The organism is Absiella sp. AM29-15 (assembly GCF_003434225.1).
GTDB lineage: Bacteria > Bacillota_I > Bacilli_A > Erysipelotrichales > Erysipelotrichaceae > Hoskinsella > Hoskinsella hominis.
On the sequence record NZ_QVFL01000017.1, the window covers coordinates 36,274 to 51,934 of the forward strand.

At 29.7% G+C, this 15,661-nt stretch carries 12 protein-coding genes; all 12 read left to right on the forward strand.

Features of this window, described 5'->3' with window-relative positions:
• Nucleotides 1-75: 75 nt before the first annotated feature.
• On the forward strand, nucleotides 76-390 hold the full coding sequence (locus DW761_RS15935) for a hypothetical protein (RefSeq protein WP_233509466.1): 315 nt from the start codon (nucleotides 76-78) through the stop codon (nucleotides 388-390).
• A complete protein-coding gene (locus tag DW761_RS15940; RefSeq protein ID WP_117518724.1) occupies nucleotides 368-1,900 on the forward strand; it encodes an RDD family protein in 1,533 nt (510 codons plus the stop codon). The genes DW761_RS15935 and DW761_RS15940 overlap by 23 nt, the downstream gene beginning before the upstream one ends.
• A gap of 144 nt (nucleotides 1,901-2,044) precedes the next feature.
• On the forward strand, nucleotides 2,045-4,186 hold the full coding sequence (locus DW761_RS15945) for an ATP-binding cassette domain-containing protein (protein WP_158553829.1): 2,142 nt from the start codon (nucleotides 2,045-2,047) through the stop codon (nucleotides 4,184-4,186).
• On the forward strand, nucleotides 4,179-6,035 hold the full coding sequence (locus DW761_RS15950) for an ATP-binding cassette domain-containing protein (RefSeq protein ID WP_117518726.1): 1,857 nt from the start codon (nucleotides 4,179-4,181) through the stop codon (nucleotides 6,033-6,035). Before DW761_RS15945 ends, DW761_RS15950 begins: the two co-directional genes overlap by 8 nt.
• Nucleotides 6,036-6,147: 112 nt before the next feature.
• Entirely contained in the window at nucleotides 6,148-6,840 is a 693-nt protein-coding gene (locus DW761_RS15955) for a LytR/AlgR family response regulator transcription factor (RefSeq protein WP_117518727.1), read from the forward strand.
• A gap of 1 nt (nucleotide 6,841) precedes the next feature.
• The gene (locus DW761_RS15960) at nucleotides 6,842-8,125 is read left to right on the forward strand and encodes a sensor histidine kinase (RefSeq protein ID WP_117518728.1); all 1,284 of its coding nucleotides are present in this window, start codon (nucleotides 6,842-6,844) and stop codon (nucleotides 8,123-8,125) included.
• Between the two features lie 93 nt (nucleotides 8,126-8,218).
• Nucleotides 8,219-8,824, forward strand: a complete 606-nt coding sequence (locus tag DW761_RS15965; RefSeq protein WP_117518729.1) for an accessory gene regulator B family protein — start codon at nucleotides 8,219-8,221, stop codon at nucleotides 8,822-8,824.
• On the forward strand, nucleotides 8,781-8,927 hold the full coding sequence (locus tag DW761_RS21070; RefSeq protein ID WP_158553830.1) for a hypothetical protein: 147 nt from the start codon (nucleotides 8,781-8,783) through the stop codon (nucleotides 8,925-8,927). Before DW761_RS15965 ends, DW761_RS21070 begins: the two co-directional genes overlap by 44 nt.
• Nucleotides 8,924-9,310, forward strand: coding sequence for a hypothetical protein (locus DW761_RS15970; RefSeq protein WP_117518730.1), 387 nt, complete (start codon nucleotides 8,924-8,926; stop codon nucleotides 9,308-9,310). Before DW761_RS21070 ends, DW761_RS15970 begins: the two co-directional genes overlap by 4 nt.
• Nucleotides 9,311-9,375: 65 nt before the next feature.
• Nucleotides 9,376-11,547 carry an ATP-binding cassette domain-containing protein gene (locus DW761_RS15975; protein WP_117518731.1) on the forward strand — a complete coding sequence of 724 codons (2,172 nt, stop codon included), beginning with the start codon at nucleotides 9,376-9,378 and terminating at the stop codon, nucleotides 11,545-11,547.
• A gap of 84 nt (nucleotides 11,548-11,631) precedes the next feature.
• Nucleotides 11,632-13,791: an ATP-binding cassette domain-containing protein gene (locus DW761_RS15980; RefSeq protein WP_117518732.1), complete on the forward strand. Its 2,160-nt coding sequence runs from the start codon at nucleotides 11,632-11,634 to the stop codon at nucleotides 13,789-13,791.
• A complete protein-coding gene (locus DW761_RS15985) occupies nucleotides 13,775-15,628 on the forward strand; it encodes an ATP-binding cassette domain-containing protein (RefSeq protein WP_117518733.1) in 1,854 nt (617 codons plus the stop codon). Before DW761_RS15980 ends, DW761_RS15985 begins: the two co-directional genes overlap by 17 nt.
• Nucleotides 15,629-15,661 lie beyond the last annotated feature (33 nt).

Genomic DNA, 15,661 nt, shown 5'->3' on the forward strand with positions numbered 1-15,661 from the left:
CGTTTTCCATATGGAAATCTTAAGGCATATACAAATACACAAAATGTTGTATAATATGGTGGTAAGGTTGTGAAAATGATGAAAATATATACATGTCCACATTGCAAAACAGCAATTCGATTGAAACTCTTCTTCGGGAATGCACACTTGAAATGTCCCAACTGCGGATGCGAATATCAAATGACGATGCAAAGCACAAAGCTGCGCATGCTGGAACCATTCGTGGCAGTAGGTATTGCAGTTTCCACAAGCCTTTTATTTCTGAAAGGCAAAACAATTGATATTAAAACATTATATATATTAGGTGTATCATTTTTGTTGGCATCCTTTATGGATATGCTGCTGGTACATATCGGTTTATTGAAATATGAAAAGAAAGTGGATGGGTGAAACGATGAAAAATAAGCAAAGAAAGAAATCATCAAAAACAATAAGTGAAGATAAAATTTTAGTGAAAGGATATCGTGCATTTGAAAAATCAGATATGTCTAATCGTCTGTTTGCATTTCTTACAGATGTCTGTGTCATGCTGCTGCCGATTTCTATATGGAATATTTTGTTTCTTGCAATATTTGGCAGTATCGTTAGTATTGCAGGAATTAAAATAATTTCCATTATCATAGGCGTATTGCTGCTCATATCTATTTTACTGTTTAATAACTTTATTTATACACAAACCAAAGGGCAAAGCTATGGAAAGAAAATCTTTGGCTTACGTGTTATCACAAAAACAGGCAAAGTCGCCATGCAGCGTAGATTGTTGATGCGTGAATTGATTGGATTTGATATTCCTTTCCTTATATTATTATACTTCACCAATATGTTAGGTGTTGTCGCATATTGGTTCATCAATGGTCTTGTGGTATTCTTTGAACCAAAACATCGCAGTATTATTGACTTTATCATGGGTACAAAGGTTGTGACGTATGATCCATCAGCGATTGTTCCACAAAGCGAGCCTGTAAAACAAACAATCAAACCAAAACCTCAACAACCTGTTAAAATCATGAAAGAACCAGAAACAACAATCGATTTGCATATACATTCTAACTTTAGCGCCAATGGTTCTAATAATGTAGAGGAAATTTTCCAGATTGCTAAAGAAAAAGGCTTAAAGACGATTTCCATTACAGATTTAGACAGCGCAAAATCAATTGCCATTGCACAACGTATGAGTGCCTTATATCATATCAATTATGTTCCAGGTATTGAGATCAACGCAGAATTATATGGTAAACGCATTCGTGTATTAGGTTATTTTGTGGATTATCCACATGAATTATATCACCAGATTGAAAATGATGCATTAATCAATGAAAAGCAGGCAAGTATTGAACGAGTTCGCAAGTTTGAAAATATTATCGGACTGAAAGTGCCAGTAGAAAAACTGTTGGCAAACAATCGTTTCCAAAGAATACCTGGAGAAATGATTGCAGAATATGTATTAAATCGTGCTGAATATAAAGACTCACCACTGCTTCAGCCATATCTGAGTGGAAGTAAAGCAATGAATCCTTATCATGAAATGGCGAAAGATTTCTTTGCATATGGAAAACTATGTTATGTACCTGTGAAATATCCAGAAATCCAGGATGTGTTGGATGTAATCCACTTAACGAATGGGATTGCGATCATTGCTCATCCAGGGAAATTGATGGAAAATGATCCTGGTTTAATGGAACAGGTATTGCATATGGATATTGATGGATTAGAAGTATTCCATCCAAGTCATACAAAAGATGATATCGCAAAATTATTAAAGATTGCTATGGATCGTAAACTGTTTGTAAGTGCCGGAAGTGATTTCTATCGTGAAGATCGAGGAGAAAGAATCGGCAAGACTAATTGTCCAAAAGATGCAGAAAAAATTGTGGAAATGTTTGTGAAAGCAAGAGGTTAAGCTGTATGTGATTATGCATACAGCTTTTTTTCGTTAAACATTAACTTTATCTTAAGAATGCATATTCTATAGAAAACGTCTTGAATTATTTATTAAAAATGATAAAATGAAAATTAATCATACATAATAATGGGGGGGATGAATGTGCTAAAATTTAGCTTTCAAGATATCAAGTTTAATAATCATTTCATTTTAGCTTCTCATAATATGGAAATATATCCAGGAGAACTTACGATTTTATGTGGAGAAAGTGGCAGTGGTAAAACAACATTATTACAGGAGTTAACACTTCATCAAGTATTTACAAAATCATATATCTATCAGGATATAGATATATTAAGTCTTTCTGATGATGAAAAACGTGATTTTATTTTTCATCATATTGCATATGTTGCTCAGGAACCTGACTTATTAGAAGATTTAACAATTAAAGAACATATCGAAATGTATCAAACATTATTTTCTTCTAAGAATAACTTTGAAAAATATCAGACATTGTTAGGAATAGAACAATTAAAACAACATTATCCCGCACAATTATCAGGAGGAGAAAAGAAAAGAGTCGCATTATTACTTGCTGTGTTGAAAGATACAGATATCATTATATTAGATGAACCTACTGCTTCTTTAGATTTGGAAAACGCAGAGATGATTTATCGTTTTTTGAATGAATTAAAAGATTTTGGGAAGATTATCATAATATCTACTCACGATGAAAACATTATAAAAAAAGCAGACACCAGATATAAAATTGAACATAAAAAGCTTATATTGGAATATGCAAATCATCATGAGGAAAAGCTACATGAACATCAACATAAACAAAAAAATATTCATCTGGTTCAGAAATATCTAAACTATATCCATCATCATGATACAAAGTATGCAAAAATTATAAAAGGCGTGAGTATTATTTGTATTGTGTTCTTAACACTTTCAACACAATTTAGTGGTTATGCTACAGAAATCAATAGTTCCTCTATGAAAGGCATATCACCCACAATGATTGTCTATAAGCCAGATGATGGTGCACAATCACACAGCTATGATGGATCTGGTTTAGGACAGGTGCCACTTAGTGATTCACAAATCAATGATATAAAACAAATTCCACATGTAGATTCAGTAGAATGGCGATATGATTGTGTGTTAGGAAATATCTTTTCTTTATATTTACCTTACCATTATAAGAGCTTAGAAGAAGAACGTGGGGAATTGAAAGCCAGCATTATCGATAAGGATCAAAATAAAAAAGATTTTCTACGTTCTAAACAGGAAATCTATGAAATGCATATTTCAACATATCTTGATGGAAAAGATTATGCTAATGATATAGATCTGGATTTTCATCAGGATGGTGTATATTTATCTAATGATATGGTATCCACTTTTAAAATGAGTAAAGAAGAATTTAAAGATGTAAAAATACAAATACAAGTGTACGTTCCAGTATATTATCAGAAAGATACATCAAGTATAGAAATAGATCAACGTGAAATTCCACTCACACAAGTGTCCTGTATTCCAGTAGAAGTAGAACTACCAATTGCGGGAATATTAAAGGGAAATGATATGGAAACAAGTACGATGTATGGAAATATGATTTACATAAAACGCAGTACTATGGAAAACCTGATCAACGAGTATAAAGAAATCAATTCAAAAATTGTATATGAAGCTTTTCTTAATACGGATGATCCAAGTAAAGATAAAATTGATTTATTTTATGATACCTTGCCAGAAAATGCTGAAAAAGAGTATTCAGAAATTTATAAAATCAACTATCAGCCATGGAAACCAACAGCATATACTGTGGAAGTGGATAGTCCTATACATATGTCAGAAGTTTTAAAGCAATTAAATGAAATGGGGTTAAGTGCCAGTAATTCCTATGCAAATTATTATGCAATTTCTGAAGGTACAAAAAGTTTACAGAAGATGTTACAATGGACTTCTTTGATCGCAGGCTTAATGATTATTTTGATGATAACTTTAATGAAATTAAATGAACGTAATCAAATGATCCATGTGAACTCCTATTTAAAAAATCTGGGATACACAGATAAAGAAGTTATACGAATAAAACGAAGATATTATCAAAAAAGTACAATAAAACTGGCAGTTACCTGTAGCACTTTCACAGCTGCAATTTTCTTTGTCAACCGCTTTATGAATTATTTGCCAACCAGTTTTCATATACAGATGATTTTCATAATTATATTCATCGCAAGTATTGTGGAATTCATTATACCAATATTGATAGAAAGGGGAGCGCATCATGATTGAATTGAAAAATATATCCATCACTTATCAAAAACCATTGATAAAGTCTTGTGATCTAAGCTCTCCTGATAAAAGTGTAACCCTTATTCAAGGACCAAGCGGTACTGGTAAAACATCATTGTTATATCGAATCGGTCTAATTTCAAAAGATGAAAACTTCGCCTATTATATCAATGGTAAACAAATCACAACAAACAGTGAAAAAGAAACTTTACGGAAACTGAATTTTGGATATGTATTACAAGATAGTGCTTTATTTGAACATTATGATGTCATGGGAAATATGAAACTTTATGCATCTATTGCTGGATATGATTATCAAGAAGAAGATTATAAAGCATTCTTATCAAAAGTACATCTATCCATTGATTTACATCAATCCATTCAAACTTTATCAGGAGGAGAACGACAACGTGTTGCAATCGCATGTGCTTTATGTAAACGACCAGATGTTTTGATTCTTGATGAAATCACCAGTGCATTAGATAAAGAAAATGAGATTCATATTTTTGAAATACTTAAAGAATTAGCACATCATGAACATAAATGTATCATTCTTGCGAGCCATAGCCAATATGCATCTACCTATGTAGATAAAATATACGAGATTAAAAATCAAGAAATCATATGTAAAAAGGATGTAGCTAATGTTGATACACAGGTAATCAAAACAGAAGAAAAGAAATTGACGTTTGCTTTTTATAAAGATTATATCTACTACTTCTTTCAGAAGTATAAATTGTTGAATGTTTCTATTCTTATTGTGATGTGTCTGACATTTTTTATGTTCTTACAAACATTTGTCATGTTTAATTATTATGAGAATAATAGTAAACATAACTTTGAACAGCTTTATGAAAACCAGTTATTGGTTGTGGAAAACAGAGCTTCTTTATACACAGATCGTGTGATGAAGCAATTAAGTGATAAAACGATATCAGATGTATCATCACTTGATGAAGATTATGAAGCATTCCCTTATATCAAAGCAGGGATGATATGTGGAAATGAATGGATTGATATATTACCTTACTTTCCACAGAACCATTTTGATGATAAAGTAAAAACCACATATAATGATACGGGTGTTTACGTTAGCCAAGAAGCATATGATGCCTTAAAAGAAGCAGGGAATGAGAAAACATTAACAGGAGAAATCATGTTATATGAATATAAAGATAATGAACCAATACCTCATACTATAACTGTAGATATTCCAATCAAAGGAGTACTAAAAGATAATGTGAAAGCACCATATATTCAGGGAAGAAACTATATTTATATGGAACAATCCATGATAGAAAAACTCTATCAAGAACATGCTGCTTCTAAAACATATGCTGGAATGACCTTGTTAACAAAGGATTATAAAGATTTAGTATCTATCAAAAAAGATTTAAAAAATAAAGAAGTATACTATAATACAGATTTTTGCGATACAGAAACAATATCGGAAATCATGCGAAATATCACAATCGTAAAGCTGTTCTCCATAGCAAGTATCTTATTTATATTCGTGGTAATGTTTGGCGCATTCCAGACAAATTATCTATATAAAAGAAATAATGAAATGGCATTATTGATAATCAATGGAATGAACCATAAAGGATTAGATAAGTTATTATCTCTTGAAAGCTTATTCAAATATCTGATTGCTTGTATAATAGCATCCATTGGTGTTTTATTAATTGTATGCATCAGTAACCTCATCGGTATAAGTTTACCATTTCCAGGCTTTGTTTTATATATAGGATTTTTATGTATAACATTCATTATGAGCGTGATCTTAACGAAGTTCTACAGCAGCGCTTATCTAAAACATCTATCACCAGAAAGTGTGTTAAGAAATTAGGATAATCAATAAAAAAATAATATACCTTACAAAAGATAAAAGTTGCTTTCCTTATTTTAAAATAGTAGAATAAATATAAGATAGTAATGTTGAAAGGGGAGCTTTATACATTATGAAAATTATGTTTATCGAGGATACAAAAGAGGATATGGAGCTTATAAAGAATATTGTAGAGAAGTTTCATGAGATTACACCACTATATTTTTCATCAGCTGCAGAGTTTTATAAATCAGAGGAAGCGGCTGATGCAGTTATTTTAGACATCGACATTCCAGATGAAAATGGATTAATGATTGCAAAAAAACTTCGTGAACATGGGTATGATGAACCAATTGTTTTTGTTTCATGGCATCAAGAATATGAACATGAAAGTTTTAATGTAAACCCATTTTGTTTCGTAAGAAAAGAGTTTCTAGATTTTGAATTGACACAGTGTATAGAAAATTTATTGAAAGAATATTTAAGAAAAAAACAAAAATTTATTTATGAAGACGAAAAAGGAAGTGCACAGATTTCAGCAAATCAGATTTTGTATATCGAACGAATTGGTAATTATTTGAATGTATATTTAAAAACTAGAGCGATTGTAAAAATAAGAAATATGTCATTAAAAAAAGTCTTGGAACAGGATATATTTGGATTTTGTCAAATTAATAAATCAAGTATTGTCAATTTCTATTATGTAAAGCGATTTAACGAAATGAGTGAAATCATAATGAATGATGGTGCAATATTTGACATTAGTAAAAGAAAAGAAAAAGCCACATATGATGCTTATATAAATTTTTTGAATAGGGAAAGATAGTATGAGTACATTTGATATTATAATAAATATTTTAGAAAACTCTCTATTAGCATTTCTCTGTTATATTTTGATGACAAAGAAGGCTAATCGTTCTATATTTAGTGTTTTGATATTAGCGTTTTTATTAACAGGGCTAACTACTATATGTAATTATATAAATAATTATGGAAGCCAATTAGGATTTTTGACAGATCTAACAATTTATTTATTTGCTTTATATTATAGTGAAGATTCAATGGTCTATAAGTTAACGATATCTTCTTTTCCAATGTTTTTTTTAGATATTTGTAATATAATTATGTTATCTATTTTTTCAATTTTAAGGAATCAACCAATAGACTTTTTGATAAATGGCCAAGATTATTATCTAATTGTATTATCATCAAAAGCTGTATTTTTTTCTTTATCACTAATATTTTATTTATTTAAGAAAAATATGAAGTTAGATTATTTTAATAACATAGATAATTCATGGTGGCCAATTATCATTATTTCCTTAGCAGCTAGTTCGATGTCGAATATCTTTTTTTCAATGTTGTTAACTGGAGTACTAGATAATACTAGTTTGCTTTTATTATCTGTTTTACTTGCAATAATTATAATCACGATTATTTTATTATTTAGAACAGTACAAAAAGAAAGTTTGAAAAAATTAGAGAATAAATTAAAAATGGAATTAATGAAACATGATAAAGAAACCTATCAGGAAAATAAGATATTATATGAAGATTTAAAAACTTTAAAACATGATATGAAGCATATTTATGGTTATATGAATGAATTGATTGTGAAAAAAAATTATGATGATTTAGAAACTTATATTTCTAAACAAAGTACTAGACTTTTTAATGAAATTGGAAAAGAATTTTCAAAAAATTTGATTTTCGATATGGTTTTAAAACAAATGGAAGTGAAATCAAAAGATCAAAATATCAAATTAGAAACCAATATTCAAATACCTAAAGAAATAAACATAGATGACGTAGATTTATATATCGTGCTGTCTAATTTGATAGAGAATGCCATTGAAAATTGCGATAGAAACAATCCTATCATAAAAATCGAAGCAACACTAAAAAATGAATTTTTATTTTTGAGTATAAAAAATTCTGTTACCTCTAATGTATTAAAGGAAAACGAAAATTTACGTACAACTAAAGAAAATAAAAAAGATCATGGTTATGGGATAGCAAGTGTGAAAAATATAATAAAAAAATATCATGGAAAATTAAATCACAAGTGCGATGATAATTTTTTCGAATGTATGATAACTTTTGGAAGATAGTTTGATAACGTTTACAACCATAGAAGTAACGGTCATAACCAGGCATATTGCAATTTAATTAAATTCGTTTAAAATGTAGTTGTAGGAAGGGGAATGCTAGTGATATTGAAACTTGCGGATATGATTGCTAAATACTTATACAGTAAAAACATCATTGAAGATGATGTAGAAATATATCGTCACGGGATTGCTTTATATATTTCTGAATGTATTAGTTTTAGTAGCATTATCGTGATTTCCCTATTTACTAGACATACCCTTTATACAATAGGTTACATTTTACTTTTTTCTAAAATGAGAGAAACCTTTGGAGGGTTTCATTGTAAAAGCTTTTTAACTTGTAACTTAACATACATAACGATTTACATATTATTTGAATTATTACTGATTATCATGGTACCACAGTATATTCAAATAATTTGTAGTATTGTATGTACAGCAATCATTTGGAAGCTAGCACCAGTTGATCATGCAAATAAGATATTAAGCGAAACAATGAAAAATGGATTTAGTAAAGAAGCAAAAGGACTTATTGTAATTACATTGATATGTTTTTATTTGATTTCATTTATAAATAAAAATATGTCTCTTATGATTTGGTATTGTATTCTAACGAATACAATATTATTGATAACTGGAAAGTTGGTGAGAAATTATGAAGAAAGAACTGATGGAGAAAATTGCGAAAAAGTCTTATAAAAAAGCAATGAAATCTGCGATGAAAGTATCCCAACGTGGAATTTATCAATTGAAAGAACCAAAAATTTTAAAAGCAAAATTGAAAAAGGAGGAAATTCAATGAAAACGAAAAAAGTGATTTCTACAATTACAGGAAGTTGTTTAGCTTTCTTGATGTGTATTGGAGTTGCTAAAGCAGCAATCATAACAGGAAATGGTAGTACTTATATAAAAACTGGATTGGGTGCTCTAACAGTTAATCATTCAGCATCATTTAACACAGGTACTAATAATCGGTGGACCTCAAAAGTGAGAAACTGTGTTTCTCATGTTAGCAATGGAGCATATGGAACCGCATCTTTATACAATCGTGTTAATTCTTCTAATGGGCATCTTTTAACGGTTGACGTTACAGGCAGATTATGGTATCCTAGTGGCACAAATGCTTCAAATGTTATAAGTGCATATTATGAGTATACTGGGAAAGTTGTGAGACAAACAGATTAGTACTTGAAAAAGGCTGTTTTAAATAGACAGCCTTTTAGATATATAAGTGATAAGGTGAATTTAATATGAAAATAAAAGTGAAAAAAATAAAGTTCAATAATATTGTGATTTTGAATCCATTTGAAATAATAGTAAAAAATAATAAATTGAATATTTTATATGGGAAAAGTGGTAGTGGAAAAACTACAATCCTACATGCATTGATATTAGAAAATGAGTTCTTAGAAGAATGCATATGGAATGGGAAAAGCATAGCTTTAAATGATATATCTAAAGCAAAGGATGAACTATATCAGCACATTAGTTATGCATCCCAAGATACAGAATTACTAGAAGATTTAACCATTATAGATCATATACAAATGTATAAGGATTTGTTTAGTTTTCAAGGAGATATAGAAGAATATAAAACACTTCTTGATGTAAATAATCTTTTAGATAAATATCCTATGCAATTATCTGGTGGAGAAAGAAAACGAGTCAGTATATTATTGGCAGTTATGAAAGCTAGTGAACTTATTATCTTGGATGAGCCAACAGCTTCCTTAGATGAACACCACACAGATCGTATCATACAATTAATAGATCAATTATTGAAAGAAGATAAAACATTGCTTGTGACAACGCATGATGAAAAACTAATTCAGAAAGCTGATGTATTGTATCATATCAAAGATAGGAAAATAGTGTTAGAAAAAGATACAATAGAGGAAGAAGATGTATTTGAAAAGGAAGTAGTAAAGAAAGATATAAAACAGGTTCAAAAATATATAAAGAAAACGTATGAGCATCATAAACGATATAAAAAATTACTAACAGCTTTTGCGGTCATATGTATATCATTTTGTGCATTATCTAGTCAGTTTAATGGATTTCTAAAAGAAAATATGAATTATACATTATCAAAAGATTTCACAAATGAATTAATTATATATAAACCTGATAAAGGGACTGAATCTTTAAATTATATGTTTAGAGGTGATGGAAAAGGAATATCGGAAGTTGAAACAAAAAAAATAAAAGAACTGAATCATGTAAAACAAGTTAGTTATCGTAATGATATAGACATATTTATGGATACAAATGTAGCATCACCAGAACGATATGAAAACATGGATTATACAAAGGATTTGACAGATCAATTGGATAAAAAATATTGCATTAAAATAAATTATGATAAAGGAAAAAGTGTAAGTCTTAAAAGGTCAGAAGTTGGTACACTTATTTTTTCTAGCTATCTGGATAATGTTGATTATAAGGAAGATATTTCGATTGATTATCATCAAGATGGTATTTATATTTCACCTGAATTAGCAGCTTTAATCAAAAAAAATGACATAAGCTTAAAAAATGTAGAATTAGAATTCAATCTATTAATACCACAATACACTGTTGATAATAATGTTATTGTGAATAACGATTATTATTTGACGACTCCTGTATGTACTCAAGTTCCAGTAACATTGAAAATCGCGGGAATTTTAACAGAGAGTAAAATGGGATTGGCATGTTGTTTTTCTAACGTGATATATATGAAACAAAGCACTATGCAATCTTATGTGGAAAAATATAGGGAGAAAGCACCTAAAATAATCTATGAGGCGATTGAAGAAGATGAACATGGAATGGAGTTAAGACGCGATTTTTATTCAGAGCTTACAAGTGATATCAAAGAGAATGGAGGCTATAGCAGGTTTTATAAAGATGATTATCAACCATGGGAGCCATCAGCTTATACGGTTTTAGTAGATGATGCGTCTAATGTATCTGATGTGATACAGAAAATAAGTAAAATGGGATACAGTATCTATTATGGTAATTCAGATTATCATGTGATTTCAGAAGGAACTAAAAAGCTACAAACCCTTATACAATGGGCAAGCATAGTCTGTACAGCATTAATTGTAATCGTATTAGCATTGATGAAATATCATGAACGTGATAAAGAAAAACAAATGAATCAGTTTTTTACCCATTTAGGATTTGATGAAAATGAGGTTTTACAAATCAAACGTAGAAAATACTTCGATCGAGCTAAATCAGTTTTTGTAGAAACTGCGATTGTGATGGTGTGCTGTATTGGCATTGATTTAGGTATGAGAATGATTGGTTTGGGATTCCATATAAAACCATTTATAGTGGCACTTGGTATCGTTTTGTTAATTGAATACCTTGTTCCTTATGTTATAGAAAAAAGAATGATTCATGATAAAACTAAAGAGATCATAGACCGATGACATCCTATAAATAACCGATACCACCTTACATCTTGTTTTTATAACATTCATCTATAGAATGTTATTTATAAGGGAAGTGAAAAGATGATAAAGATTAAAATCAAAGAAATATGTTTTAATGAGAAAATAATTTTGAATGCGTCATCTTTGAATGTGAAAAAAGGAAAACTGAATGTTTTATATGGAAAAAGTGGCAGCGGAAAAACTTCAATCCTACATGCATTGATATTAGAAAATAAGTTCTTAGAAGAGTGCATATGGAATGGGAAAAGCATAGATTTAAATGATATATCTAAAGCAAAAGATGAACTATATCAACGTATTAGTTATGCATCCCAAGATACAGAATTACTAGAAGATTTAACCATTATAGATCATATACAAATGTATAAGGATTTGTTTAGTTTTCAAGGAGATATAGAAGAATATAAAACACTTCTTGATGTAAATAATCTTTTAGATAAATATCCTATGCAATTATCTGGTGGAGAAAGAAAACGAGTCAGTATATTATTGTCAGTTATGAAAGATAGTGAACTTGTTATCTTGGATGAGCCAACAGCTTCCTTAGATGAACACCACACAGATCGTGTCATACAGCTATTAGATCAATTATTGAAAGAAGATAAAACATTGCTTGTGACAACGCATGATGAGAAGTTAATTCAGAAAGCTGATGTATTATATCATATAAATAATAAAGAGATAGTTTTAGAAAAAGATGTAAAAGAGGAAGTATTTGAATATGAAAAAGAAGTAGTAAAGAAAGATATAAAACAGGTTCAAAAATATATAAAGAAAACATATGAACATCATAAACGATATAAAAAATTACTAACAGCTTTTGCGGTCATATGTATATCGTTTTGTGCATTATCTAGTCAGTTTAATGGATTTCTAAAAGAAAATATGAATTACACATTATCAAAAGATTTCACAAATGAATTGATTATATATAAACCTAATAAAGGTGTAGAAAATTTCGGCTATTCTTATGACGGGATTGGTCAAGTAATTACACCAAATGAGGTTGAAAAGATTGAAAAAATCAATCATATAAAAGAAATTAAATATAGAAATGATGTAGATATATTTGAGGAATTTAATGTTTATTTGCCAGAACAATACCAAAATTTTCAATATGGGATAGATATTATAGAATTATCAGATAGAGAATATTTCTTAAATATAAATTATGGAGATGGAAAAAGTCAAAAATTTGCTAGATCTGATATAGGATCATTACGATATTCTAGTTATTTAGATGATGTAGATTATTCTGTTGATATCCAAGAAGATTTTCATCAAGAAGGCATTTATATATCACCTTCTCTCGCAAAAATATTTTCAAAAGATTATCAAAGCTTAAAAGATGTAACCATTGATTTAAGGCTCTTGATTCCTCAATATTATAGAAAAGGAGGATTAATTCAAGATAATAAGTATTATTTAACAATATCAGCTTGTACAAAGGTACCTGTAACTATGAAAATCGCTGGAATTTTAAAAGAAAGTAAGATGGGACTTGCATGTCCTTATGAAAATATAATATATATGAAACAAAGCACTATGCAATCTTATGTAGAAAAATATAGAAAGAAAAAGCCTGAACTATTATATATGGCTGCAGTTGAGAATGAATATAGAGATTATATCAAAATAGATTTTTTCTCAGAGTTGACTGATGATATTAAGGAAAATGGTGGATATGATAGGTTTTATACAATTGATTATCAACCATGGGAGCCATCAGCTTATACGGTTTTAGTAGACGATACATCAAATGTATCTGGTGTGATACAGAAAATAAGTAAAATGGGATACAGTATCTATTATGGTAATTCAGATTATCATGTGATTTCAGAAGGAACGAAAGAATTACAAACTTTGATTCAATGGGCGAGTATCATTTCTACTATTTTGATTGTGATCGTATTAGCATTCATGAAGTACTATGATCGAGATGAAGAAAAACAAATGAATCAGTTTTTTACCCATTTAGGATTTGATGAAAATGAGGTTTTACAAATCAAACGTAGAAAATACTTCGATCGAGCTAAATCAGTTTTTGTGGAAACTGTGATTGTGATGGTATGTTGTATTGGCATTGATTTAGGTATGAGAATGATTGGCTTAGGATTCCATATAAAACCATTTATAGTGGCACTTGGTATCGTTTTGTTAATTGAATATCTTGTACCTTACATTATAGAAAAGAGGATGATGTATGATAAAACTAAATAATATATCTGTGAAATATGATAAAGAAATCATTCATCCCTGTGATATCAGTTTTGAAGATGGAAAGTTGATTCTCATCAAAGGGGAAAGCGGTGCAGGCAAGACATCGTTATTGTACCGCATTGGTTGTATTTCTAAAGATATTCATTTTAAGTACGATGTGAATGGACAACTCATAAAAAATGAAAAAGAAAAGGAAAAGTTAAGAAGAATTAATTATGGCTATGTGTTACAAGAAAGTTCTTTATTTGAACAATATGATGTCATTGGAAACATGCAGCTGTATGCTTCTTTAGCAGGATATGAATATAGTGAAAAGGAATATCAGGCATTATTGGATCATGTTCATGTACATGCGGATATACATCAGACGATAGAAACACTTTCTGGTGGTGAAAGACAACGATTAGCGATTGCTTGTGCATTATGTAAACAGCCAGATGTTTTGATACTAGATGAAATCACTAGTTCATTAGATAAGGAAAATGAATTACACATTTTTGATATATTAAAAGAATTAGCACATAAGCAAAACAAATGTATTATTCTTGCGAGTCATAGCAAATATGCATCAGATTATGCGGATAAAGTATATGTGATTCATGATAAAGAATTGATATGCGAAAAAGATGTAGATAAGCAAATGGATGTCATGTGGAAAACAAAGGAAAGTCCTTTGAAAATGGAATTTTATAAAAATTATCTTATCTATTTCATGCGCAAATATAAAAAGTTAAACACGTTGATATTATCTGTCATGGTGGCAGGATTTCTATTATGCCTTGTGGCGCTTGGATTATTTCGGGTTTACGCAAATGCCAGCCTTGCGGAATTTTCTAAATTATATCAACCAAGAATCTTATTTACAAATGAATATGGAAGTGATCATTTAGATAATATCATTACGATGTTTCAACCTGAGAAACAAGCCATGCTGGATGAAATAGATGTTCCATTCGAAGCGTATCCTATGATATCAGCGAATACGATCATAGATGGGCAGCCAATCACCATATTACCTTATTTTGAAGAAAATGAACTTGATGGACAAATGGAAAAAACATTGGGAAAAGAAGGGTTGATTTTCAGTAAAGAAGCGTATGATTTGATTCAAAAAGATATTGAGAATGATAAGATTTCCTTAAATGTACAAATATATGAGCATTTAGATAAAGGACAAAATTTACATCAAGAAAAAGAGGTATCCTCTATTAAAGGGATACTGAAAAGTAATGTGAATTCTCCTTATACAGGAAGTAAATTATTTGTATATATGCCATATTCTCAGATGGAGGCTATGTATAAAAAACACGCATCATCAGAGGTGTTTGTAGGGAAAATACTTTTGTTTGAAAATTATCCTGATGTCAAGAAAGTAGAAGATCAATTCGCAGAAGAACCAATTGGAGTGAATAAAGACTTTTGTGATATCTTAACGATCATGTCTATTATACACAGTATTCAGTTAGTAAAAGTGATATGTATGGGAATGTTATTTGGAATTTTTATTCTAATGTTTTCAGCTTTCCAAATGAATTATCTGTATAAGCGCAATAAAGAATTTGCGTTACTTGTTATTAACGGAATGAGAAGAAAGCATCTACAAAGGTTATTACTTCTGGAAACAGTATTTAAATTTATCTTATCTATATGTAGTGCTATCGTAATTACCTTTATTATTACAGGTGTCGTTTATGTATTAACAAATGTTGTGTTCCTTACATTTGGGGATTATATCATGATCTTGATCATTGGCTGCTTTACCTGTGTTATTGTATCGTGGATATTCAGTAAGCTTTACTTAGATAAATTAATACCAGAGGCGATCATTAGAAATTAATATTTAGAAAGACTGGAAACAGTCTTTTTCTTT